This window comes from Bacillus nitroreducens (assembly GCF_964021195.1).
In genome coordinates this window covers 2,642,653-2,667,159 of sequence record NZ_CAXHYI020000003.1, presented here as the reverse complement: position 1 = coordinate 2,667,159, position 24,507 = coordinate 2,642,653, and the positions used below count along the sequence as shown (strand labels likewise).

The 24,507-nt window shown below is 37.5% G+C and carries 29 protein-coding genes, 1 pseudogene and 1 riboswitch; of the genes and pseudogenes, 4 read left to right on the top strand and 26 right to left on the bottom strand.

What is annotated here, in order from left to right; genetic code table 11:
* Positions 1-58: 58 nt before the first annotated feature.
* The 4 genes from ACWPVE_RS16825 to ACWPVE_RS16810 form a co-directional block, all read right to left on the bottom strand.
* Entirely contained in the window at positions 59-592 is a 534-nt protein-coding gene (locus tag ACWPVE_RS16825) for a spore maturation protein (protein ID WP_453995320.1), read from the bottom strand.
* The gene (locus tag ACWPVE_RS16820; RefSeq protein ID WP_453995318.1) at positions 592-1,188 is read right to left on the bottom strand and encodes a nucleoside recognition domain-containing protein; all 597 of its coding nucleotides are present in this window, start codon (positions 1,186-1,188) and stop codon (positions 592-594) included. The genes ACWPVE_RS16825 and ACWPVE_RS16820 overlap by 1 nt, the downstream gene beginning before the upstream one ends.
* 2 nt (positions 1,189-1,190) lie before the next feature.
* Positions 1,191-2,336: a D-alanyl-D-alanine carboxypeptidase family protein gene (locus ACWPVE_RS16815; protein WP_453997604.1), complete on the bottom strand. Its 1,146-nt coding sequence runs from the start codon at positions 2,334-2,336 to the stop codon at positions 1,191-1,193.
* A gap of 242 nt (positions 2,337-2,578) precedes the next feature.
* Positions 2,579-3,460: a superoxide dismutase gene (locus ACWPVE_RS16810; protein WP_453995316.1), complete on the bottom strand. Its 882-nt coding sequence runs from the start codon at positions 3,458-3,460 to the stop codon at positions 2,579-2,581.
* A gap of 162 nt (positions 3,461-3,622) precedes the next feature.
* On the opposite strand from ACWPVE_RS16810, the gene ACWPVE_RS16805 reads away from it, so the two are divergent.
* Complete coding sequence (locus ACWPVE_RS16805) at positions 3,623-4,441, top strand: DUF2935 domain-containing protein (RefSeq protein ID WP_453995314.1); 819 nt, start codon at positions 3,623-3,625, stop codon at positions 4,439-4,441.
* A gap of 22 nt (positions 4,442-4,463) precedes the next feature.
* Here ACWPVE_RS16805 and ACWPVE_RS16800 read toward each other — a convergent pair whose 3' ends face one another.
* The 3 genes from ACWPVE_RS16800 to ACWPVE_RS16790 form a co-directional block, all read right to left on the bottom strand.
* Positions 4,464-4,874 carry a hypothetical protein gene (locus tag ACWPVE_RS16800; RefSeq protein ID WP_453995312.1) on the bottom strand — a complete coding sequence of 137 codons (411 nt, stop codon included), beginning with the start codon at positions 4,872-4,874 and terminating at the stop codon, positions 4,464-4,466.
* 68 nt (positions 4,875-4,942) lie between these two features.
* Positions 4,943-5,533: an SMC-Scp complex subunit ScpB gene (scpB, locus tag ACWPVE_RS16795; protein WP_453995310.1), complete on the bottom strand. Its 591-nt coding sequence runs from the start codon at positions 5,531-5,533 to the stop codon at positions 4,943-4,945.
* A 3-nt stretch (positions 5,534-5,536) separates the two neighbouring features.
* On the bottom strand, positions 5,537-6,319 hold the full coding sequence (locus tag ACWPVE_RS16790) for a segregation/condensation protein A (RefSeq protein ID WP_453995308.1): 783 nt from the start codon (positions 6,317-6,319) through the stop codon (positions 5,537-5,539).
* Between the two features lie 270 nt (positions 6,320-6,589).
* Here ACWPVE_RS16790 and ACWPVE_RS16785 point away from each other — a divergent pair, with 270 nt between their 5' ends.
* Together ACWPVE_RS16785 and ACWPVE_RS16780 are read left to right on the top strand one after the other, a co-directional pair.
* Positions 6,590-6,679, top strand: coding sequence for a YjcZ family sporulation protein (locus tag ACWPVE_RS16785; protein WP_453995306.1), 90 nt, complete (start codon positions 6,590-6,592; stop codon positions 6,677-6,679).
* A 256-nt stretch (positions 6,680-6,935) separates the two neighbouring features.
* A complete protein-coding gene (locus tag ACWPVE_RS16780; RefSeq protein ID WP_453995304.1) occupies positions 6,936-7,466 on the top strand; it encodes a DUF309 domain-containing protein in 531 nt (176 codons plus the stop codon).
* A 9-nt stretch (positions 7,467-7,475) separates the two neighbouring features.
* Here ACWPVE_RS16780 and ACWPVE_RS16775 read toward each other — a convergent pair whose 3' ends face one another.
* The 6 genes and pseudogenes from ACWPVE_RS16775 to ACWPVE_RS16750 form a co-directional block, all read right to left on the bottom strand.
* A complete protein-coding gene (locus ACWPVE_RS16775) occupies positions 7,476-7,853 on the bottom strand; it encodes a GNAT family N-acetyltransferase (RefSeq protein WP_453995302.1) in 378 nt (125 codons plus the stop codon).
* Between the two features lie 226 nt (positions 7,854-8,079).
* Positions 8,080-8,550 carry a 6,7-dimethyl-8-ribityllumazine synthase gene (ribH, locus tag ACWPVE_RS16770; RefSeq protein WP_453995300.1) on the bottom strand — a complete coding sequence of 157 codons (471 nt, stop codon included), beginning with the start codon at positions 8,548-8,550 and terminating at the stop codon, positions 8,080-8,082.
* A gap of 58 nt (positions 8,551-8,608) precedes the next feature.
* A pseudogene (ribB, locus tag ACWPVE_RS16765) lies at positions 8,609-9,229 on the bottom strand (3,4-dihydroxy-2-butanone-4-phosphate synthase); the annotation flags it as partial.
* A gap of 17 nt (positions 9,230-9,246) precedes the next feature.
* Positions 9,247-9,903 carry a riboflavin synthase gene (gene ribE, locus ACWPVE_RS16760; protein ID WP_453995298.1) on the bottom strand — a complete coding sequence of 219 codons (657 nt, stop codon included), beginning with the start codon at positions 9,901-9,903 and terminating at the stop codon, positions 9,247-9,249.
* Between the two features lie 11 nt (positions 9,904-9,914).
* On the bottom strand, positions 9,915-11,003 hold the full coding sequence (ribD, locus tag ACWPVE_RS16755; RefSeq protein ID WP_453995296.1) for a bifunctional diaminohydroxyphosphoribosylaminopyrimidine deaminase/5-amino-6-(5-phosphoribosylamino)uracil reductase RibD: 1,089 nt from the start codon (positions 11,001-11,003) through the stop codon (positions 9,915-9,917).
* A gap of 180 nt (positions 11,004-11,183) precedes the next feature.
* A riboswitch (FMN riboswitch) is annotated at positions 11,184-11,371 on the bottom strand.
* Positions 11,372-11,738: 367 nt separating this feature from the next.
* A complete protein-coding gene (locus ACWPVE_RS16750) occupies positions 11,739-12,173 on the bottom strand; it encodes a peptidylprolyl isomerase (RefSeq protein WP_453995294.1) in 435 nt (144 codons plus the stop codon).
* A gap of 174 nt (positions 12,174-12,347) precedes the next feature.
* Between ACWPVE_RS16750 and ACWPVE_RS16745 the strand changes: the two genes are divergently transcribed.
* Positions 12,348-13,238, top strand: coding sequence for a DUF1002 domain-containing protein (locus tag ACWPVE_RS16745; RefSeq protein ID WP_453995292.1), 891 nt, complete (start codon positions 12,348-12,350; stop codon positions 13,236-13,238).
* Positions 13,239-13,289: 51 nt separating this feature from the next.
* Here ACWPVE_RS16745 and lysA read toward each other — a convergent pair whose 3' ends face one another.
* The 13 genes from lysA to ACWPVE_RS16680 form a co-directional block, all read right to left on the bottom strand.
* Entirely contained in the window at positions 13,290-14,609 is a 1,320-nt protein-coding gene (gene lysA, locus ACWPVE_RS16740) for a diaminopimelate decarboxylase (protein WP_453995290.1), read from the bottom strand.
* Between the two features lie 177 nt (positions 14,610-14,786).
* Positions 14,787-16,262, bottom strand: coding sequence for a spore germination protein (locus ACWPVE_RS16735; protein WP_453997602.1), 1,476 nt, complete (start codon positions 16,260-16,262; stop codon positions 14,787-14,789).
* On the bottom strand, positions 16,246-16,827 hold the full coding sequence (locus ACWPVE_RS16730; RefSeq protein ID WP_453995288.1) for a stage V sporulation protein AE: 582 nt from the start codon (positions 16,825-16,827) through the stop codon (positions 16,246-16,248). The genes ACWPVE_RS16735 and ACWPVE_RS16730 overlap by 17 nt, the downstream gene beginning before the upstream one ends.
* Before the next feature lie 5 nt (positions 16,828-16,832).
* A complete protein-coding gene (spoVAE, locus tag ACWPVE_RS16725) occupies positions 16,833-17,183 on the bottom strand; it encodes a stage V sporulation protein AE (RefSeq protein ID WP_453995286.1) in 351 nt (116 codons plus the stop codon).
* Positions 17,184-17,185: 2 nt separating this feature from the next.
* On the bottom strand, positions 17,186-18,202 hold the full coding sequence (gene spoVAD, locus ACWPVE_RS16720; RefSeq protein WP_453995284.1) for a stage V sporulation protein AD: 1,017 nt from the start codon (positions 18,200-18,202) through the stop codon (positions 17,186-17,188).
* Positions 18,203-18,225: 23 nt separating this feature from the next.
* Positions 18,226-18,687, bottom strand: coding sequence for a stage V sporulation protein AC (gene spoVAC, locus ACWPVE_RS16715; protein ID WP_453995282.1), 462 nt, complete (start codon positions 18,685-18,687; stop codon positions 18,226-18,228).
* 24 nt (positions 18,688-18,711) lie between these two features.
* Positions 18,712-19,131 (bottom strand): stage V sporulation protein AB, encoded by a 420-nt coding sequence (locus ACWPVE_RS16710; RefSeq protein WP_453995280.1) that lies wholly within the window; start codon positions 19,129-19,131, stop codon positions 18,712-18,714.
* Positions 19,121-19,741: a stage V sporulation protein AA gene (locus ACWPVE_RS16705; RefSeq protein ID WP_453995278.1), complete on the bottom strand. Its 621-nt coding sequence runs from the start codon at positions 19,739-19,741 to the stop codon at positions 19,121-19,123. Before ACWPVE_RS16705 ends, ACWPVE_RS16710 begins: the two co-directional genes overlap by 11 nt.
* 223 nt (positions 19,742-19,964) lie before the next feature.
* The gene (gene sigF, locus ACWPVE_RS16700) at positions 19,965-20,723 is read right to left on the bottom strand and encodes an RNA polymerase sporulation sigma factor SigF (protein ID WP_453995276.1); all 759 of its coding nucleotides are present in this window, start codon (positions 20,721-20,723) and stop codon (positions 19,965-19,967) included.
* A gap of 12 nt (positions 20,724-20,735) precedes the next feature.
* Complete coding sequence (gene spoIIAB, locus ACWPVE_RS16695) at positions 20,736-21,176, bottom strand: anti-sigma F factor (RefSeq protein WP_453995274.1); 441 nt, start codon at positions 21,174-21,176, stop codon at positions 20,736-20,738.
* Positions 21,176-21,526: an anti-sigma F factor antagonist gene (gene spoIIAA / locus ACWPVE_RS16690; protein WP_453995272.1), complete on the bottom strand. Its 351-nt coding sequence runs from the start codon at positions 21,524-21,526 to the stop codon at positions 21,176-21,178. Before spoIIAA ends, spoIIAB begins: the two co-directional genes overlap by 1 nt.
* A 273-nt stretch (positions 21,527-21,799) precedes the next feature.
* Entirely contained in the window at positions 21,800-22,960 is a 1,161-nt protein-coding gene (locus ACWPVE_RS16685) for a D-alanyl-D-alanine carboxypeptidase family protein (RefSeq protein ID WP_453995270.1), read from the bottom strand.
* A 227-nt stretch (positions 22,961-23,187) separates the two neighbouring features.
* The gene (locus ACWPVE_RS16680; RefSeq protein ID WP_453995268.1) at positions 23,188-24,489 is read right to left on the bottom strand and encodes a pyrimidine-nucleoside phosphorylase; all 1,302 of its coding nucleotides are present in this window, start codon (positions 24,487-24,489) and stop codon (positions 23,188-23,190) included.
* Positions 24,490-24,507 lie beyond the last annotated feature (18 nt).

Genomic DNA, 24,507 nt, shown 5'->3' with positions numbered 1-24,507 from the left:
CTACCTTACTACTAGAAAATCCTTTATCACGAAGAAAAACACGCAAATTTTGCGTGTTTTACGTCCCAAATATTAAAGTGACTACAACAATACTAATGACAATCCCTAGCAAATCTGCGAGTAAACCAACTTTCAGTGCATCCCCCATTTTTTTTATTCCTACTGCACCAAAGTAGACAGTTAATACATAGAGGGTCGTATCCGTACTTCCTTGCATGATGGATGCAAGTCTACCAATAAATGAATCAGGACCATATGTAGCAATTAAATCTGTTGTCATACCTAAAGCCGCCGTTCCAGACATTGTTCTGATCAAAGCTAGAGGTGCGATTTCTGCTGGAAATCCAACGAATTCCATAGCTGGCTTAAGTATATCAACTAGAAAGTCCATCGCACCAGATGCTCTAAATATGGAAATCGATACGAGCATGCCGACTAAAAACGGCATTATCGAAAAGGCAATTTTAATACCTTCCTTGCCTCCCTCTACGAATGTTTCATAAGTTGGAATTTTCTTTGCGGTCCCATATAAAAGAATAAATCCTATGATTCCTGGGATAAGCCAGAGTGACAAAGTATTAATGATGGTCATCAGTCAATGTCACCCCTCTTTTTTCTTCGATAATAAAAGAAACGATCTATTAGTACTGCACCAAATGCTGATAGGACCGTAACGATTAAAGTTGGCCCAACTATCTCAGTAGGACTTGCTGATTCATAGGTCATCCTAATTGCAATAACTGTTGTAGGTACAAGTGTTACGCTTGCAGTATTTATAGCTAGGAATGTAACCATTGAACGGCTTGCAGATGTTTTTCCACCATTGAGTTCTCTTAGCTGCTCCATCGCTTTTATTCCCATAGGAGTTGCAGCGTTTCCTAGTCCAAACATATTGGCAATCATATTTGAAAGCATATAGCCCATTGCAGGATGTTCAACAGGGACTTCTGGAAATAGACGACTAACGAGCGGACGGAATAATTTTGATAGTTTTTCAAGTAATCCAGACTCTTGGGCTATCCTCATTAACCCTAACCAAAAAATAAGTACACTAATTAATGCAATACAAATGGTTACAGCTTCAGAAGCTCCTTTAAAAATTGCTTCATTCACATCACTTATTGTCCCATTCACGATGGCAAAGATTATTCCGATAATTGTCATGGCAACCCATATGATATTTATCATCGTCATCTAACCCCTAAAATTACTAAAAACATGCTTTTAAGTGTTTCCCAAAATGTTTCCTTTGGCTTAGCGACATTACCATTATCAAAATAAATAGGCATTTCTTCGATCAGTTCATCCCCTAGAGTTACAGTTAACGAACCTACAATATCAGGGACATCTTCTGGTTTCCGCCACTCTTTTTTATCGGGTTCGTTCAAACTTATATCAAGTTTAATCTGTTTTTTCTCTTCTGAAGTCAAGGGGTATTTAAAACTATGATCTACAAATAGTTTATCTTTATAAAATGGATCATTGGTTTGAAGGTCACCTTCTTTAACAACTTCTACTAAATCATATGTTTCAAAGGCTCTATTAAACATATTCATATGATCATTCCAGTCGTCAGAGGCGTTTATGGTGACAGCAATTAAATCAATTCCGTCTTTTGAAGCGGTTGAAACCAACGTTCGTTTAGCTCGTTTGGTGTATCCCGTTTTACCACCTGTGCTATGTTTGTATAGTTGTGTTAATAACTTATTCTTATTTCTCCAGACTCGATCCCATTTTTCAGTTGGGTTAGGAGCCCGATACACCTTTGTCCCAGAAATTTCTCTAAATTTTTCATTCATCATCGCGTACCGCGTTAGAATTGCCATATCATAGGCAGAAGAAAAATGATTTTCATGGTCATCTAATCCATGAGGGTTAGCAAATTCGGTATTTTGCATGCCTATTTCTGCAGCCTTTTGGTTCATTAGAAAAACAAATCCTTCTAAACTTCCTCCTACATGCTCAGCAATGGCCACTGCCGAATCATTACCAGAACGAAGCATCAATCCATATACTAAATGCTCAAGTTTAATCTCTTCATTTGGCTTTAAGTACAAGGACGAACCTTCCGTGCGTACAGCTTTATCACTAACTTTTACCATTTCATCAAGTTTTCCTGACTCAATGGCGATTATAGCAGTCATGATTTTTGTAATACTTGCAATTCTCATTCGTTGATGGGCATTTTTTTCATACAAAATTCTGCCAGACTCTTGTTCTATTAAGATCGCACCTTTTGCACTAACAGAAAGTGCGCTCGTTTTTTGAGGTAATAAACCAAAGAGAACCACAGCTATGATGATAAGCGTCACAGCTCTTCTGCGTAAAATTGTCATTCGATCCCCGTCCCTTTTGCCGTTTTGTAAAAGTGTATGCATAACATGTCCACCTATATGAATAAAATTTGAAATGCGTAATGCTCTCACTAGTCGGCATCAAACTCAAAACAAATGTTAACAAGGAGTACTTTACCATCCCGCAGAAAGGAGTGGCCTCTACTTCGATGAATCATCAAACTAAACTTATAAAAAGTAAAAAAAATTGACCAATAGTAGGTCAATATAGAAATCTTAAGTCATTAATATTGTTTCCACTGCAATTTTGATGCTTCTCGGAAACGATGTTCTACTTCATCCCAATTTACGATATTCCACCAGTTTTTCACATACTCCGCACGTTCATTTTTATATTGTAGATAATATGCATGCTCCCACACATCTAAGACAAGTAATGGAATTGTATCCCATTGTGTCATCAGTTGATGGCGTTCGGATTGTAGTATTTCTAAGCGACCAGCTCTTGGAGACCATACGAGGATTGCCCAACCTACACCTTCCACTTTATTTGCCGCTTCACTGAAATGTCTCTTAAAGACTTCGAAACTGCCAAAATCTCTATTAATTTGACGAAGCAGTTCTCGTCTAGGTATACCTCCACCATTTGGCTTCATCACATTCCAAAAAATTGTATGCAAATAATGACCTGAACCATGAAAAGCCGCTTCTCTTTCCCAATGCTTTAATAAGTCATAATCACCTGTATTGCGGGCCTTTTCCATCATTTTTTCAGCCTTGTTTAAACCATCAACATAGCTTTTATGATGCTTGTCGTGATGGAGTCTCATGATTTCTTTTGAAATATAAGGTTCAAGTGCATCATAGTCATATGGGAGAGGCGGTAATTTATGCTGACCAACTCCAACTCTTCTATTCTCTCCGTTTTCCTCATATTCTTCGTATTCATCTGCAAGACGTAACCCTACTTCGTATAGGCTCTTTACTCGTTCCTGTAATTCAAATAAGTCAGCAGATGTCATATCCTTTTCATTCTGAGATTCTAAGTAGGTTGAAAAACTAGAAATTTTGGATTGAAGATCTTCATTTCGTATACCTGCATATTGATTCTGCACCTCTAAAAACCATTGTTTCACATCATCTATATATTTTTTAGGATTCCCCATCTTACTCCCCCTCAGGTTTAATCGTCACTATCGTATGCACAATATCTTTTTTCGTTCCTTTTTAAAATAAAGGGTGTATAGATGTTTCACCTCTTTACCCTCATCAACATACAGATACATATATAAACCATGACAAAAGCCTATTTTAAGGGGGATCTATCAGTGAATCGTACGTTTAATGAGGAAGCTTTATTTGAAACTCAGTTTTGGATGCAAATTCTTGCCGACCATAGTAAATTTTTACATGACTCTTTTGCTCCAAATGAAGAAGAACGAATTGCAAAAGCAAAGCATTTTGAGATGACGTTCCATCAATTACTTGAATCTACAGACCAGTTTACTAATACTCAAGCATTCATTACTATTATGAACGAAGGTAGAGATGCTGCTCGGGAACTAAGAATTTTTAAATTAGAGATTATAAAAGCACAATTGGTGGGAGAGATTAACATCAGTCTGACCCCTTCTTTTATTAATCATATGGTCAACGAATTAGACGAATGGCTTCGGGTGTCTAGCTTTTTAGTAGAAGGGAAAAATGTCCCACCAACTCATGCCCTCCATCATCACCTGATTTGGCTTTTAGACGCAGCTGGTCATGCAGGTGGAATTGTCTCTAAACTAGATCGAGTCGAAAAAGATTTATATAAAAAAAGCGAGAAATTCGTCAAGGAATGGGAAGATTTTTATGTAAAAGCCGTAGAAATGGTTGGTTTTTTACGTACGAGTCAATATGAATTTCCAGCCCTCTCTCGATTTAACAATGATGTAGAATTAGAAATGAAGATTTTCAAAGGTTTTTTAGAAGAATTGGAAGATATGCAATTAAATAAAGAAATATTAGGTGTCCTCACCCCATTAATGGCTGATCATATGGCAAGAGAAGAATGCTATTATTTAATCAAACTAGCGGAATCTACGAAGGAAATAAATCCGCCAAATTGTAATCCTACAACCAAAAATAAAATGAACCCCAATTGACTAATGCAATTGGGGTTTGTCTTTATACTTGAGTGATGAATGATGATGTTACTTCAAAGCTTTTTTTATGATGGAGGTGTGTAAAAATTTCTTTCAATCTATCAAATTGAAAGTCTTGAAAATGTTCTTCAAATAGTTTTTGATCACTAATATAAACCCGTTTTCGCTTTTGATACTCTGGGTTCTTTAGCAAGCAAACTAAAGCCACAAGATCCCTGAAACAAACTTCTTTTGAATCAATTGTAAAAACTGGGTCTTCGGAAAAAGGAGTAAATGTTTGTCTTTGTTCCTCAAAATAACGTAAGTATAAGACTTGGAATGTCTTTTCTTCCCCATCTTCAACATATGTGACTTCAGATTGGTTAAAAAAATCCTCAAATGTATTCTTTAACGTTTTTTCCAACTCAAATCCACTACATTGTTTAATTAACACATTTCCACCTCACTCGCCACCATTTTTTCTAACTCCATATTACCATATGTTGGCATGATTAAGGTGAATTATTTCGAATCTTCTATCGTTTCTTGAAATCTTTCAAAAAAGAGATCGGCTTCCTCCTCAACAAATTCCTCATCGATTTTTTCAGGTAGTGGAGGCAGTTCCTCCAATGTTTTTAACCCAAAATACTCCAGGAACTCCTTTGTTGTTCCATACAAAATCGCTCGTCCAGTACCTTCAACACGTCCCACTTCTTTAATTAATACTTTCGCTATTAATGTTTGAATGGGTCTTTCCGTCTTTACCCCTCGAATTTCTTCAATTTCTGCACGGGTTATTGGCTGTCGATATGCAATAATGGCCAATGTTTCTAATGCAGCCTGTGACAGTGAGGTAGTCGTTGGTGATTCAACAAGTTTTTTTAGATAAATGGCATGTTCCTTTTTCGTAGTAAGCTGATATGTCCCTGCCACTTCAACGATATTAATCCCTCGCTCTAATTGTCCATAATCAGCCTTCAACTCATTTATAATGTCTAAAGCAGTAGCCTCATCAATTTCTAAAACGAGTGCTACCTGCTTTAACGTTAAACCTTCATCACCAGCAGCAAATAAAAGCCCCTCAACTACAGCTTTCCATTCTTTTAAATTCATTTCCTACTTATCCCTTTCCATACTCGAAATATAAATTTCCGAAAAATTATTTTGCTGTTCAATTAGCACTGCATTGTTTCTCATTAATTCAAGAAGTGCAAGAAATGTAACCACAATATGATTTTTATCATGGTAAGGAAATAGATCTGTAAATTTCTTTTTTCCACGGAAACCTTTTAATTCATCCAAAATTTCTTTCATCCTATTTTCAAGTGGAATTTCCTGCCTTGTAATTTTTGTAGCTAACGGCTTTTGTAATCTCTTTCTACGCAGGAGCTTTTGTAAGGCACCAAGCATGTCATAAATATTCACATCCAAAGAATATTGAACTGGTTCATCCTTTGTAAACTCACTTAAATCACTTGGAGGCTTCGTAAACAATTGAGATCGTTCTTCCTCTAAATGTTTTAGATCTTCCGCAGCATTTTTATATTTGCGGTATTCAATTAATCGATTCATTAAATCCTCGCGCGGGTCCTCCTCAAATTCGAATTCGGAGTCCTCGTCTAAAAGTTCTTCCTCTTGTTTTGGAAGCAACATTTTACTCTTTATTGCTAAAAGAGTGGCAGCCATAACAAGATATTCGCTTGCAATATCCAATTGCAATTCCTTCATAGCATGTATATACATTAAGTATTGTTCTGTAATGACAGCTACTGGAATGTCATAAATATCAATTTCTAAACGATTGATTAAATGTAAAAGAAGGTCTAATGGACCTTCAAAAGAGTCAATTTTTACGTTGTATTGTAAATCCACGCTCATCTCACCAAAAATACCCTTCATGCAGTTTCATATTCCTTTAATTGGGTTCTTATAAAGACCCAGAAAAAAATAGATGTATCATTCTATCAGGTTAAATGAGCACATCCACTTATATTTTACCACATTAATTAGTATAGAACATAATGGGCATTCAAGCCATAATTGGTTTTTGGCTATTTGTCCCAAAATAATTTTATAAAAAAATCCTAAAGGTATGGACACACGCCCACACAAGAAGTAGTAAAAGTCATACTATAACTGTGTAATCACGAAAATGAAGGAGGAATTTAAATGAGTGGCGGATATAACTTCGGTGGCGGATTTGCTTTAATCGTAGTATTGTTTATTCTTTTAATTATCGTAGGTGCTGCTTGGTTCTAAACCGAGATGAGTAAGAGCCTATTTGGCTGTATTTTCGGGGCAGTCCAGCACGCAAAATATCTGTGTAAAGTAAGCTTCTCCTTACTATTCTTACTACAGTTTTTTGACCTCCCTGGCTTGCTAAAGCACCGAGTCATCTATGAATTAGAAGATAAAGTGTTCGTCCATCAGGTCGAACACTTTATTTTTTCCTATCTATGCCGCATTATTATGGTAAACTACTCATACATAGTGTTATTGAAGGGGGTTATGCCACTTGTATCCACAAGCGTATATTGAATATTTAATTCACTTTCACTGTGATCGTGACTATTTTGAATGTCACGAGATACTAGAAGAACACTGGAAGAAAGAACCTGTCACTGAAAGAAAACAATACTGGGTTGGATTAATTCAAATTGCCGTCTCTCTTTACCATCACCGCCGTGGTAACACAAATGGCGCCCTACGAATGATGAAAAGTGCTTTATCTATATGTAAAGACCATCATAATGAACTAGCCCAACTAGGTTTGCAGGTGAACCAGTTGATCGAAGAATTACAAAAGAAATATTTCGATATTAAAAACGGTTTACCATATAAGAGTATCAACTTACCACTTCAAGATAAAAAATTAGAAGCCACATGTATATCCATCGCCTCTCTGTCGGGAAAATCATGGGGATTGGCCAGTGATTTATCGAATGAACAATTAGTTCATAAACATAAACTACGTGATAGAAGCGAGACAATTGCTGAACGTCATAAACAAATTGAAATAAAACATAAATTACGAAAAAATAAATAAAGGACAGTCTTATGACTGTCCCTCTTCACATTTTTCATCCTCTGAAAAATCACATTTCTCAAAGAAAGCTGCAGTATGTTCGTTTGGTTGTAATTCACGATCTGGAAAATGCTCTTTTAGTGCCTTCACCATCTTTTTACCAATGCCTTGATAGCGATGGGATGGATTTACACAGATATGTTGAATTTCCACAGAATTCCCGTCATGGATTGTTGTTCCGATAATTCCGACAATATCTTCTTCTTTCCATAAGAATAGCTGCTGTGTATCATCCTCTTCATATTGCTTCATAGTTGCTAGCAGGTTCTTTAGGTCCTTTTCAGTCGGCATAAATGAAAGAAGCCCCATTGCGATTTTTTCATAATTCTTTTTATAACGAATTAACATATAAATCCCTCATTATCGAAAAACTTTCCAAATAGTATATGTTCAAGATTTTTTAATTACTATTGGACAAACCTTAATTCATTTATTAAGAGTATCATTTTCCATCCCTTTTTTCCAGTGTCTTTTAGGAATACCCTTAAATTTAAATTATAACCAAAACCTTCCAGTTCTATTCAAATTCGTTCTCGTGAAGGCACCATTAACAATAATCTTTTAGAAAAGAGCCTTATGCATTAAATGAACGAGATAAATTTGCCATTTCAATTGCCGAAACCGCAGAATCCCATCCTTTGTTTCCAGCCTTTGTTCCAGCCCTTTCGATTGCTTGTTCAATCGTATCAGTTGTTAAAACCCCAAACATAACAGGTTTTCCTGTATCAAGAGCTGTTTTTGACAAGCCTTTCGCTACTTCGTTACATACGTAGTCGTAATGAGAAGTAGAACCGCGAATTACGGTACCTAATGCAATGACAGCATCATATTTGTCTGATTCTGCCATTTTTTTGGCAATTAGAGGTATTTCAAAAGCACCTGGAACCCATGCTATTTCAACATCTTCATCAGCAACACCATGTCGTTTCAAACCATCAAGAGCCCCAGTCAATAGCTTCGCTGTAATAAATTCATTAAATCTTGCTACAACAATTCCAATTCTTAAACCTGTACCAACTAAATGTCCTTCATAAATTTTATTCATCTTAATCCTCCTATGTTATCGGTTTTATTGTATATTTTCGAAAATGTTTCCATGCCTATTCTTTTAATGTTTGATGTTCAACTTGCTTTCGATAACGAATGAGTTGCTCTATCGTTATTAGCTTCAAATTAAATTCAGCTGCGATTTTTTGTAGGTCTGGTACCCTAGCCATTGTTCCATCTTCATTTACAATTTCACAAATTACCCCTGCAGGTTTAGCACCACAAAGCGATGCTAAGTCAACAGCCGCTTCTGTATGTCCTGCTCGAGTAAGAACTCCACCATCTTTCGCAATCAAAGGAAAAACATGTCCTGGTCTTTTGAAATTAGATGCTGTTGATTTCGGATTTAACAACTCCCTTATCGTTGTAGCACGTTCAAATGCACTAATTCCAGTTGTGGTCGTTTCATGGTCAACGCTAACTGTAAATGCAGTTCCATGTGGATCTGTGTTTTTCGTAACCATTGGTTGAAGATCTAATTTTTCAGCTAGTGATTTTGTAATCGGTGTACAAACAAGTCCGCGACCGTGTGTAATCATAAAATTAATAGCTTCAGGTGTAACATTCTCAGCAATCGCAATAAAGTCACCTTCGTTTTCACGATTTTCGTCATCACAAACAATAATGATTTTGCCTTCTTTAAGGTCAGATAGTGCATTTTCAATTGAATCAAACATGTCTGTCCCCCCTCCCTTTATTTAAATCCATGTTCTTCTAAGAAGCTTGATGTTATAGATGATTTCATTGATTTTTTATCTTCAAAAGAACGTTGTAAAAATTGACTTACGTATTTACCAAGCATATCGCATTCAATGTTTACAATGTCACCTACACCTTTTCCATGTAAAATAGTTTCAGATAGTGTATGGGGTATAAGCGATAAAGTAAACGTGGTCTCTGTAAGTCCAAAAATTGTTAAACTTGTTCCATCAACAGCTACTGATCCTTTATAGATCATATATTGAACAAGTTCGTTTGGAACTTCAATTTCATAATAGACTGCGTTCCCTTTTGGAGTTTTGCGGACAATTCTTCCAATACCATCTACATGTCCAGAAACGATATGCCCCCCGAAGCGTCCTCCTGCGGACATCGCTCTCTCAAGATTCACAGGTGAGTTTTGTTGTAAATCGCGTAACGACGTTGATTGTACTGTTTCAGGCATCACATCGACTGTGAATCCATTTGAGGTAAATTCCGTTACGGTTAAACAAACCCCATTTACCGAAATGCTATCACCGAGGTGCACATCCTCGAGAATTTTTTTTGCTTGAATCACCATTTCAACTGAATCCTGTGATCCATTAATTGCCTTGATTTTCCCGATTTCCTCTACAATCCCTGTAAACATTTTTTTCACCTCTATTTCGGTTCGGCTACAATTTTCACATCTTCTCCGAGTTGTTCAACTGATTTAATCCTTAACTGCAGTGCGTCATCAATTAACTCAATCCCTGCACCACCGATTGCTGTTGGTGCAAGCTTGCCTCCAAATAATTTCGGAGCAAGATAGACAATCACTTGATTAATTGCTTTTTCCTTTAAGAAACTCCCATTAACCTCTGCTCCCCCTTCAACAAAAACAGAGGAAATGCCCTCACTCCCAAGGAGTGTAAGCACTGATTTAATCGATAGGCTTGACTCTTCTAATTGGAGGACTCTAACACCTTTTTTCCCAGAGAATTCGTTTATTTTTTCCTGATTGACTTTGTTTGTCACAATTAGCCACGTTTGAGCTTCACCATCATTCACTACTTTCGAATCCAGTGGTGTTCTAAGGGTTGAGTCCAAGATAATTCGAATCGGATTTTTTCCTGTTCCATTCGGCAATCTAGTTGTTAAACTTGGGTTATCTACTAAAACAGTATTTACACCGACGAGAATAGCATCATGGATACTACGATATAAATGCACATCATTTCTAGATGCCTCACCTGTAATCCATTTGCTTTCGCCACTAACTGTTGCAATTTTTCCATCAAGTGTGGTTGCTGATTTTAGCGTGACATAAGGGAGTTTTTTATCTAAGTAGTGATAAAAAACTGCGTTTAAGGCATCTGCTTGTCCCTTACAGACTCCTACCTCCACTTCGATACCTGCTGCTTTTAATTTTGATATTCCTTTTCCAGCAACCAGTGGGTTTGGATCAGTTGTTGCAATAACAACCCGTTTCACACCGCTATTCACCAATAGGTCAGCACAAGGTGGTGTTTTACCATGATGGCTACACGGCTCTAATGTTACATAAACCGTTGCTTGTTTGGCGTTTTCTCCAGCCATTCGTATCGCATGGACCTCTGCGTGAGGTTCACCAGCCTTCAAATGTGCCCCGATACCTACAACGCGACCATCGTTCACAACAACTGCTCCTACTACTGGGTTTGGGGTGGTTTGACCAACGCCTGCTCTTGCTACATTAATCGCTAAATTCATATAATCCTGATCTCTCACAAGTACCACTCCTTTCTATATATCATGTTCTTTTTTACAATGTTCAATCTTCGTTTCCTATACAAAAAAGACCCCAGGGTACACTGGGGTCTTGGTCGATGTAATTAAAGTAACAGATTATGTATTTTTGCCCAACACAAAGAAGAGGTATATCGAGCATTTTTTTTCACATACCGTACATTAATCCTTCTCCCATCCAGACTTTAACTGTCGGCCTTGGATTCTCACCAAGTCCACCATTTTAAATAAAACAAGTGTTTTATGACATAGAGTCTATCAACATATTGTTGATATTAAAATGGGTCACGGGCTTAGAACTCTCGTTCATCACCGTCGGTAAGGAATTTCACCTAACCCCGAAGGAAACAATTATTCAATTAGCGATTTAACACAGTATAATACAATACTATTATTTTGTCGAATGATAAGCATTTCCATTCAATATATGTAAAGTCGGTTGCTCCCTATTCTACACAATAAATACCCAATAAATGATTCCCCATACCAATGATAATAATAGGAGCACAAAAAACACGGTCCATTTACCTTTACCCATCTTGTCTCACCTCATGGTATATTATAGGACAATAAAAGAAAAAGACACAACAAGAATGAACTGTTGTGCCTTTATTTTCAGAGTTTCTATCCGCATGTCATTGGCTCTCTATCCTAGCGACCACTCTTAAAGATTGTGTCGTATTTTTTGCCTATGCTAGTGCGCGATATAAAATGATTTTATTCTTCCCAAACTTTAACTTCTTTCATTACATCGCCTTGTTGGATGCGATATACAGAGTCCATGCCTTCAACTACTTGCCCGAATACTGTATGTACACCATCTAAATGAGGCTGTGGTTCATGAACAATGAAAAATTGGCTTCCACCAGTATCTTTACCAGCGTGTGCCATTGATAATGCACCTGGTACGTGCTTATGTGGATTACCTGCTGTTTCACATTTAATTGTATATCCAGGACCGCCAGTTCCTGTTCCATGCGGGCATCCGCCTTGAGCAACGAACCCAGGGATTACACGGTGGAATGTTAGACCATTATAAAATCCTTCGTTCGCAAGCTTTTCAAAATTCTCAACAGTCCCAGGTGCTTCATTCGGATATAACTCAATTACGATTTTTTCTCCATTTTCAAACGCAATGCTCGCTTTTTTCATTTGAAACCTCCGCTTATTTTATTTCGTCATATGTATTGAACGAGTTTCATTTTACTATAAATGGATTGAATAATCCAACCTGAAAGGGAGTGTTTTTCAAAAATGACATTCTTAAAAGATAATTTTGGTAAAGAATAAGATATAATAGGTACGATGGACAGCCTGTTTTTTTGAATGACAAAGGAGGAAACTACATTGAGACATAAATACATACTTACTTTAACACTCACATTTTCACTCATTTTTCCATCACTGAGCTTTGCAGATGCAGTGCCTGGAGATGTAATTATTACGCTAGGTGAAGACTTAACTGAAACTCAAAAAGAAACAATCTTAAAAGAAATGAATGCACCCGAGAATCCTCAGATTGTCGTTGTCACAAATGAAGAAGAACATCAATACCTTGGTCGCTATATCCCGAAAGCTAGAATCGGGAACAAGGCCCTTTCTTCTGCCTCGATTACAATTGGCGAAAAAGGATCTGGAATAGATGTAACTATTACAGAGCATATTACCTTAATCACAGAGGAAATGTACGCAAATGCATTAATAACAGCTGGCGTAAAAGACGCAAATATTTTTGTCACTGGTCCTGGTAATGTTTCTGGAACAGCCGCACTTACAGGGATTATTAAAGCCTATGAAGTTTCTTCTGATCAAGTCATCCCTGAAGAAGTTAAGCAGATTGCTAACGAAGAAATGGTTGAAACCACGAAATTAAGTGAAAAGATCGGTGCAGAAGATGCGGCGGCATTAATGGCAAAAATCAAAGATGAAATTGCAAAGAAAGCTCCAAAAAACGATGAAGAACTCCGTACCATTATTACAAATGCCGCGAAGGATTTGGGCATCACATTAACGGATGATGATATTAACCGATTAATGGACCTTTTTAATAAATTAATGGAACTAAATATAGATTGGAACCAAGTTGGTGAACAATTAAATCTAGCGAAGGATAAACTTACAAATTTTCTTGAATCTGATAAAGGCCAAAATTTCTTAGATAAACTTAAAGAATTCTTTATCAGTCTCATTGACGCCATTAAGAATCTGTTCAAATAATCCAAACGAACAAAACCCACGAATGCCTATTCGTGGGTTTTACATCTAAATTTATTCTGCTACCTTTGTTTTTAGAGGAATATCTAATCTAACAAGATCCTCATAACTTTCTCGTTGAACCACAAGCTGAGCCTCACCATTCTCTACAAATACAACTGCAGGTCTTGGGATACGGTTGTAATTATTAGCCATAGCGTACCCGTATGCACCCGTACAGAATACGGCTAACAGGTCATCTGAGCTTGCTTTTGGTAATGGTAGATCCCATATGAGCATGTCTCCAGATTCACAGCATTTACCAGCCACTGAAACAGTCTCTTCGACCGGATCTTCTACTCGATTTGCTAATACGGCTTCATATTTCGCTTGATATAAGGCAGGTCTAATATTATCGGTCATGCCCCCGTCAATTGCTAGATACTGGCGAATGTTCGGTACTTCTTTACGAGATCCAACCGAATAGATGGTTGTTCCTGCATCCCCTACAATCGATCTTCCTGGCTCAATCCAGATTTCTGGAATATCCATCGAAAGTTCGTCTGCGAGATTCTTGACTTCTCCAATAATTGCCTCGACGTATTTTGAAGCTGGTAGTGGTTTATCTTCCTCCGTGTAGCGGATCCCAAATCCCCCACCTAAGTTTAATACTTTTGGAGCAAATCCGAAACGTTCCTTCCATTCTTTAAGTTTACCAAACATTTTTTGAGCAGCAACCAAGAAACCAGTTGTCTCAAATATTTGAGAACCGATATGAGAATGAATCCCTAATAGGTTTACGAATTGTGAATGAAGTGCCTGCTCTACAGCCTGGTCAGCCTGTCCATTTTCAAGTCCGAATCCAAATTTCGAGTCTTCTTGCCCAGTCGTAATATAATCATGGGTGTGGGCTTCAACCCCTGGAGTCACGCGTAATAAGATTTTGACTGTAGATTTATTTTCGATACAAACCTGCTCTAGCAATGATAATTCATAAAAGTTATCAACTACAATACAACCAACATTATTCTTAATGGCCATATCTAGTTCTTCGTAGCTTTTATTATTACCGTGGAAGTGAATTCGTTCCGATGGAAAACCAGCTTGTAACGCTGTAAATAACTCTCCGCCAGAAACGACGTCAAGAGAAAGCCCTTCCTCTTCTGCTAGCTGTATCATTGCTATTGTCGAGAAAGCTTTACTTGCATATGCAACCTGAGCTGAAACATTTAAACGCTCAAATGTTTCGCGAAAGCCTCTTGCGCGCTCTCTGATAAGTGCTACATCATACACATATAAAGGTGTACCATATTGTTTCGCTAATTCTACAGTATCAACCCCACCGATTTCTAGGTGGTTTTTTTCATTTACCTTACTCGTTCCATGCAAAAACATAATTTTCCCCTCGTTCCTTCAAAGTGTACGTATCAAAGCTGTAAAAGGGCACTCATAGTTGCTTACCCCTATTTTTGAAAAAAAACAGCTGATAACGAATAGTCATCAGCTGTTTTTTCTCTTCTTAACGCTGTGCTATATGAAAAAAGATTAACACAAACGCAATATATGGTGCAACTATTGTTTGAAAGGTTTTTGAGGATGTACAATACTTGGTCTAAGCTTTGATCCTGGTACAGAACTACGCAACAAAATCTGTAGTAATGCTTTTCCATTGAACGGTAAAAACGGCCATAAGTACGGAGTGTTTAGTGACCTAATACTTGTTAATAACAAGACATAGAGTGTACAACCAATGATAAATCCTGGTGCCTTAAAAATCGCCACTAAAACTAATAAAAATAATCTTGCGATCCTATTTGCCGCACTCAATTCATAACTTGGGGTTGCAAATGTACCAACTGCGGCAATTGCGACATAAAGTATGACTTCAGGGCCGAATAAACCAACATCAATTGCAATTTGACCAATTAATGCCGCTGCAATTAAACCCATCGCGGTTGATAATGGCGTTGGCGTATGTATTGCCGCCATTCTTAAAAATTCTATCCCCATATCAGCTAAGAAGATTTGAACAACAACAGGGATATTTGATTTCTCATTAGGACCTATATATTCAATTGCCTTTGGAATCATGTCTGGCTCTAATACTAATAGAAACCATAGTGGTAAGAGAAAAATCGAACCTAATATACCGATAAACCTTGTCCACCTTAACAAGGTACCAACTGCTGGAGCTTGTCGATATTCTTCAGCATGCTGGACATGGTGAAAAATTGTAGTTGGTGTAATGATTACACTTGGAGAGGTATCAACCATAATTAGGACATGACCTTCAAGCAAGTGAGTCGCTGCGACATCTGGACGCTCTGTATACCTTACTAATGGGTATGGATTATATCCCTGTTTTACTAGGAATTCTTCAACGGTTTTATCTGCCATTGTTAAGCCGTCCACTTTAATCTTGCTTAGCTCATTTTTAATTAACTTGACTAACTCTGGATTCGCCACATCTTGAATATAGGAAACACAAATATCTGTTTTTGACCTTTCACCAACCTGCATAATTTCATGACGAAGCCTTTCATCACGTATCCTTCTTCTGGTTAACGCACAGTTCACAATGATATTTTCAACATATCCGTCACGTGCACCACGAATAACTTTCTCTGTATCAGGCTCTTCTGGTGTTCTTCCAGGATAACTTCTGACATCTATCACAAGTCCTGTTTCTTCACCTTCAACTAAAAATAGGATGAGTCCTGAAAGGATTGTATCAACGGCTTCATCTAAATTCTTAATTTTGCTTACTTGTTGATGAACCAGGCGATTCTCAATAACACTAAATACCTGATTTTGATTGGTTTCATTGTCATTAATATTTACAAGTTCTTCGATGATTTCAATAATAAATGCAGTATCACATAACCCATTTAGAAAATAGAGGTGTACTGGTTTTTTTAGGATTTTGAACTTTCTAACCCCAATATCAAAATTTGTGGTTCCTAAACCTATCCGTGACTCGAAAAACTTATCATTTGTGTCTATATCAGGAGAGATTGGCGTCTTGTTGTTTTTAGTTTCCTTTCCGATCGTAACCACTCCTTTCCAGAATTATATCCACTGCTTTTCTTGTAATGGGTGCCCCCACCTTTATATCATCCTTACGTGCCATTTTTCCGATATCTCCAATTCCTACGATAATTGGAACATCCAGTTCATCTAAACAATACACAGTATCTCCGTTGATCCGACCGATATCATATTCTCTAATCCCGCTTTTATCGACGCCGTATTCCGTTAAATTTCCATCTCGGTCTATACTTACATCCACTTTTGCCCATTCCGTTTGATGAGTTTTCGAAGCTACTGCAATTACACCTAACACATTAATATTGGGATGGGTTGCGACATGCTTTAGTGCATGTTCGCCCCTTCCTTTGCCTAATAAACCACTGTCATCAAACATCACGAACACAGGATCGTAGGGGGTTTGCAAAATGTACTTCACTATTTGCTCACCCGTTAAGGTTGTAGGATTACCTTGAGATTTTGAGATACATCGTCCCCCAACTTCTTTTGCAATATATTCCAATGTTTTTAAGGCATATTCATCACCATCTGTTACTAGAATCACACTTCTTCTAGGTTCACCCATATATTCTATCCTTTCACTCTAAATATCAGCGCAACTAAGAAAGAGAACAAAATAGCTGAGGATATACCTGCCGAGGTCAATTCGAAAATTCCCATTCCAATTCCTATAAACCCATGCTCCTTGGCACTTTGCATTGCACCGTGAAGGAGTGAATGGCCAAAACTTGTAATCGGTACAGTTGCACCCGCACCTGCAAATCTAATTAAATTGTCGTATAAATTAAATCCATCTAAGATTGTTCCTGCTACAACAAAAATACTCATCACATGGGCAGGAGTTAATTTTGCAAAATCAAGTAACAACTGCCCCACCACACAAATGGCTCCACCGACTAGAAAAGCCCATACATATTCCATCTCTACTCACCACCTTGGACTCGTTCCAAAACTACACCATGTGCAATTGTGGGAATTGTTTCCTTTTGTTGTATCATAGTCGGGTTAAGAAGTGCTCCTGTTGCAACAACAAATACCTTGTTCAAATTGCCACTTATGAGTTCTTTCACAATATGCCCATACGTTACAAGTGCTGAACATGCACAGCCACTTCCACCAGCAAATACTTCTTGATCCGAATGATAGAGCATAAGCCCACAATCATTATATATATTACCTAAATCATATCCCTCTTCTTTAACCATTTCCTTCAGTATCGGACTTCCTACACCTGATAGGTCACCCGTAACGATCAAATCATATTCGTCTTGATTAATATTCAAATCTTTAAAATGACGAGTGATTGTATCTGCAGCAGCAGGTGCCATTGCAGAGCCGAGATCAAATGGATCTGTCATTCCTAAATCCACTACTCTTCCAATTGTTGCAGAAGTAATGCGAAGTGGACCTTTATCTTTACTAACTAACGCGGTTCCACCACCAGTTGCTGTAAAAGTTGCTGTCCCTGGCTTTTGTCCCCCATATTCGGTAGGATAACGGAATTGTCTTTCTGCAGTTGCATTATGACTACTTGTTGAGGCTAAGATCCTGTTAGCAAACCCCCCATCAACCAATGCTGAACCTACTGCAAGAGTCTCCATCGAGGTCGAACAAGCACCAAACATACATAATAATGGGATTTGATGATGTCTAGCCGCATAATTAGTCGTGACATTCTGATTTAACAAGTCACCTGCTAAAAACAAGTCAATATCGTCATTTGTTAAATTCACTTTTTTCAAGCAAGATTCTATTGAATCAACCATTAATCTTCTTTCAGCGGACTCCCAGGAATCTTCACCACAATGCAAGTCGTCATATTTTATATCAAAGGTAGTACCTAAAGGACCCAGAGCCTCTTTAGGACCCACTGCAGTTCCTGTTGAATTTAAATAAATATCATTCTGAAACACCCATGTTTGTTTTCCAACTAGATTCATCTATGTCCACTCCTCGCGATCATTCAGGAAATTGTAAGATTAAAGAAATAGCGAATAATCCCAACAATATAAGCCGACACTGCTCCAAAAACAATAACACTGCCTGCTAATTTAAACATATTAGTTGCAATTCCTAATACGATTCCTTCGCTTTTATATTCCATCGCCGCACTTGTCATTGAATTTGCAAACCCTGTTACAGGCACTGCTGAGCCTGCACCCGCAAATTGTCCAAGTTTATCGTACAAACCAAAGCCTGTTAATAAAGCAGAAATTAAGATCAGGGTTGCAACTGTAGGATTTCCAGCATCTTTTTCAGAAAAATGAAGGACTGAAATATAAAAATTTTGAATTCCTTGCCCCAAACAACATATAGCTCCTCCGACAAGAAATGCTTTCAGGCAATTAAGGAAATATTTTGGTTTTGGTTGATACTTTTTAATACTATTTTTGTAATCGTCCTTTATCTTTTTTTTAGTAGCCACTTCAAGCTCACTCCTTATACTTAGTTATTTTACAAAGTATATCCATTGGAATAGGGATCCTGCGATTTTCCCAAATACAATCGCCATAACAAGAATCACAATTTTACTTTCAATTCCAATTCGTTTTGCTAAAATTGGAAAAACATTCAGCACTTCTGTTAAAGCAGCTGCTAGCATTCCAATGAATATTCCACTTGCTAAACCTACTGGGATTACTAAAAAATCCCACAAGTGAAAAATCTGATCATTGAGAGTAAACCAGCCACCAAATACAGCACCAAGTACGACACCCCATTCGTAAAATCGAATGTATTTCATTGTTTTCGTTAGTTGGGTTAGCCTCGGTATAATCCCTAAGACGGCTAAAAAAGCTACAAAACCGCCACCTACTGCCAGTCCACTTCCTAGACCCATAAAAATAATGAAAAGGACTTTAATTGTCATCGATGTGTTTCATGCTTTCTTTGTTTTCTGTAAGAATTAAATAATTATCTAAATCCTGTTGATAATTAAACATCTCAACTTCAAGTGGACTTGGTTCTTCGTTAAGTCGTTTACGAAAGAAATGATTAAAAAACAAAATCATTCCTAAACCTAACCCAATCGAGTATGGAATCTGAAAGAGTAACGGTTGCGGAACTTCATCACCAGTAATCATGGTATAAATGCGAAGATGAACATCTCTCATAGACACATCCTCATGAAAATTCATCATCGTAAGTGCTGCACCTACAAATAATAAAAACCAAACTGCTACAAAAAAAGCAGGTGCAAACCGCTTTTTCTTAATTGCCACTTCAATGATTGTTTGTGCTGGCCCGACGGTTTGAATATCCAAATTTGGAAAAAGTCTTCTAATTTGCTCAATGACTTTCATGATGTCAATGATCACTATATTCTTATCTTTTTTACTAACCTGGTGAATGACCATATTTTTAATTTCACTTGAGATTTGTTCCTCCGCACTTATTTGAATAAGTTCTCCGATTTTTACGGTTGCATTGGGTTGTACCTGTACGCGATGGCGCATGCGAACATAGATTGTTTTTTCCATCACTTTCACACCCTACACATTGTTTTCCTTATATATGTAGTATGTTAAATCTAAAATATCTAATGCGATAGCAGGTCAAACTCCAATAATTACCACGACGAAATATTCGAATGCAAAAAAGCTACTAATTGAACAAAGTTACACTTTGTTTATTGAAAAATTGGCTGTTCCTTTGCTGCTTCATGCTAGAATATTGTTAGAAGACGTAAAAAGACCGAATGGATTATACGTCCATTCGGTCTTTCATTTGTTGCAAGATTTTTTTCTCAAGCCTTGAAACTTGTACTTGAGATATACCAAGTCTCGTTGCGACTTCCGATTGTGTTTGGTCCTTATAATAGCGAAGGAAAACGATTAATCTCTCTCGCTCATCAAGTTCGCGTATGGCTTCTTTCAGAGCAATTTTATCAAACCACTTCGTTTCATTATTGTCAGCTATTTGATCCAGCAAGGTGATCGGATCGCCATCATTTTCATATACCGTTTCATGAATTGATGAAGGTGCACGACTAGCCTCTTGAGCTAATACAACATCTTCTGGAGTAATTTCCAAGTACTCAGCTATTTCGACAATTGTCGGAACCCTACCGAACTGCTTAGATAACTCATCCTTGGCTTTCCGAATTTTATTTCCAGTCTCCTTCAATGACCTACTCACCTTGACTGTTCCATCATCACGTATGAAACGCTGGATTTCACCTATTATCATTGGCACTGCATAAGTCGAAAATTTCACGTCATAGGATAAGTCAAATTTATCAACTGACTTCAAAAGTCCAATGCAGCCGATTTGAAACAAATCGTCTGGTTCATACCCACGATTTAAAAATCGTTGTACAACTGACCAAACTAACCTCATATTCTTCTGAACAATTAGATCACGTGCGTCCTGTCGTCCCTCTTGGCTGAGTTTGATTAAGTTCTTAACTTCACTGTCTTTTAAATACGTTTCAGTTTTATTGTTCTTGACCTCCACATCCATTGGCAAGTCTCCTTAATTGCATAACGCTTTGCTCTTTGATAAATGCTTTGTAAGCCGTAGTGTTGTACCTCTTGCTGAACCTGTTTCTATCTCAAACTCATCCATGAAATTTTCCATAATAGTAAAGCCCATCCCTGAACGCTCTAGCTCAGGTTTTGTTGTAAACAATGGTTGCCTTGCTTCCTCAAGATTGTCAATTCCAATTCCTTCATCTCTTATCGTGATGTATACAGTACTGTCTTCAATTTTGCATGAAATATAAACAATCCCACTAGGATCACTTTCATATCCATGAATAATTGAGTTTGTTACGGCCTCAGACACAACTGTCTTAATTTCAGTAAGTTCATCTAAGGTTGGATCAAGTTGTGTAATAAATGATGCTACAGCAACACGAGCAAATGATTCATTTTGGCTTAGTGCAGAAAATTGAAGGTGCATCTCATTTTTCATTACGCCACCCCCAATGACTGAAGCGCAAAAGACTCATTACGCTCTAATCGAATGATTTTGAAAAGTCCAGACATTTCAAATAAACGTTCTACCTGTGAAGAAATCGAACATACGACCATTTCTCCACCAAGATTCTTAATTTGCTTGTATCTTCCTAAAATAACACCTAATCCTGAGCTATCCATAAATGTAAGCTTTTCAAGATTCAATAAGATGTGATTAATTGGTTTACTTTCAATAATATCAGTTACCTTCAAACGTAATTCTTCAGCTGTGTGATGGTCTAGCTCACCAGTAAGTCGAATGCATAACACATTATGTTTTACTTCAAGTTCAATTCCAAGACTCACTTTACTATGCCTCCTTTAAATCGTATAGTGAGTCTTTTCGCTATTCATTTAAAAGAATCCTTCTTGATGACAAAACTAGTGTTCATTCGGCAAAAAAAGTAGACATATTCACAAATGCGTAAGTAGCTTGAACATTGAACATCTACTAAAATCTGCCACTTCTTCCTTGAAAATGCACTATGTCTCTTCGTGCGGTGTTAGGCTTTATCATTTCCTAACAACATCAAAAGCCGTTGAAACCTGGAGCTAGACACCCAAAACTAAAAAACAAAATTATGGAGTCTTATTAAATGATCCAATTGTTCTCTTAAATAGTTTCCACCAGCTTGCAGCATCAATATCCTGGGCTGCTACAAGTGAACTTTCACTAAGTACTTTACCGTCCTTTTTTATAACTAGCTTTCCGATTGCGTCACCTTTCTTAATCGGAGCTTTAAGCTTTTCATCCACTACTATTTCTTTTTGTACATCATCGATTTTTTCACCCTTTTTTGTTAAGAGTGAAATAGGTTCTGATGTAACAAGTTTTATTTTCTTCTCACTACCCTTGCTTACCTTTGCCTCAGCAACTTCCTGGTTGCGTTCAAATAAAGGGTGTGTTTTATACTGACTAAATCCATAGTCTAGCATTTTCGTTACTTGTGCATTTCGTTCCTTCGGCGTTGGTGCTCCAAAGACAACGGATATTAAACGCATATCATCTTTTTCAGCAGTCGCTGTCAAACAATATTTCGCTTCAGTAGTAAAACCTGTTTTTAATCCATCTACGCCAGGGTAAAATCTAACAAGGCGATTCGTATTCACAAGCCAAAATTTATTATCGGAGTTTTCTCGTAAATAATCTTCATACTGACCTGTAAATTTGGTAATTTCCTCGTATTTTAGCAATTCCTTTGACATGATAGCCATATCGTGGGCAGAGCTATAATGATTTTCCGCAGGAAGGCCAGTTGGATTTTGAAACAATGTATTTTTAAGACCTAATTCTTTTGCCTTTTCATTCATCATTTCAACGAAAGCTTCTTCTGAACCTGCTATTTTTTCTGCCATGGCAACAGATGCATCATTACCAGAACCGATTGCAATTCCTTTTAACATTTCTTCGACTGTCATTTCTTCTCCTGGCTCAAGGAAAATTTGTGACCCTCCCATTGATGCGGCGTGTTCACTAGTTCTAACTTTCTCAGAATAGGTGATACTACCTTTATCAAGGGCTTCCATGATTAACAGCATTGTCATGATTTTTGTCATGCTTGCTGGGGGAAGCTTTTCATCACTATTTTTTTCGTAAAGAATCTCCCCTGTATCACGTTCAATGAGTATTGCAGATTTTGCATTATTCGCTAGGTCAACAGTTGATTCCTGCGCAGAAGCGAAAGGGCTAAAAGTAAAAATCATGATTGTTGAAAGTAACAGACTTATAAAGCGTTTCATCTCCAAACCCTCCATTCTTTATACCTTCCCATTTTTTCCAACAAAATGAAAAATATACATCGAAAAGTTCTAGGCGCTCGTTGATCGTCGACAAGCATATGACGGTCGCTGACAGAAGGCGTAATCTGTCCTCCGTAGGGAATCGTCTATGACTTGAGACGCTAGGACTAGAATTAGGCATCAAATAAACAAAAAAATCCGAGGATTAATTAATCCTCGGATTGTCGTTATGAGATTTTATCAATGATTAGTGTGGGTGGTGTAACTGGATTTTTTGAAATTGTAATGCTCTCAGATAGTTTCTTTTTAATGTTTTGGACGTCCTCAAAATTACTATAGATTGTTACAAGACTATCTCCTTTTGAAACTTTGTCACCAATTTTTTTACGAAGGACAAGTCCGACAGCAAGATCAATGGTCGATTCCTTCGTAGCTCTTCCTGCTCCAAGAAGCATCGCTGCGGTGCCAATACTATCTGCGACAATTTCTGATACATATCCATCAGTTTCCGCCTCAAATTCGAACTCATATTTTGCTTTTGGAAGCTTTTCAGGCGAGTCCACAACAGAAGCATCCCCACCTTGTGAAGCTAGAAAGGTTTTAAATGTTTCTAATGCTTTGCCACTTTTAATGGATTCTTCTAGCATTCCTCGTGCTTCCTCAAGTGAGCTAGCTTTCTTGGCAAGCAATACCATTTGACTGCCCAAAACGAGGCACAATTCCTCAAGGTCTGCTGGTCCTTGTCCTTTTAATGTATCTATTGCCTCTTTTACTTCAAGGGCATTTCCGATTGCATATCCAAGTGGCTGACTCATATCGGAAATAATGGCCATTGTATTTCTTCCTACATTATTACCAATATCAACCATTGTCCTAGCCAATTCTTTTGCATCGTCTAAATCTTTCATAAAAGCACCCGCACCTGTTTTTACATCTAAACAAATCGCATCTGCGCCTGCTGCAATTTTCTTACTCATAATGGAACTGGCAATTAGCGGAATACTGTTAACAGTTGCTGTAACATCTCTTAATGCATAAAGTTTTTTATCTGCAGGTGTTAGATTACCGCTCTGTCCAATTACTGCAACCTTATTTTGATTGACTAGACGGATAAATTCCTCATTATCAATTTCAACATGGAAACCTGAAACCGATTCAAGCTTATCAATTGTTCCACCAGTGTGTCCAAGCCCTCGTCCTGACATTTTTGCAACTGGTACGCCAACAGATGCAACCAGAGGTGCTAATACCAATGTTGTCGTATCACCAACACCACCTGTACTATGCTTGTCAACCTTAATTCCTTCAATGTCTGAAAGTTCTATTGTATCACCAGAGTTTACCATTGCCATTGTAAAATCAGCTTGCTCCTGTTTGGTCATCCCTTTAAAATAAACAGCCATTGAAAAAGCACTCATTTGATAATCAGGGATTTCACCTTTTGTATAACCACTAACCAGAAACGAAATTTCTTCTGCTGTTAATTCAATTCCATCACGTTTTTTTTCAATTAAATCAACCATTCTCATTGTTTATCACCTTTTTCC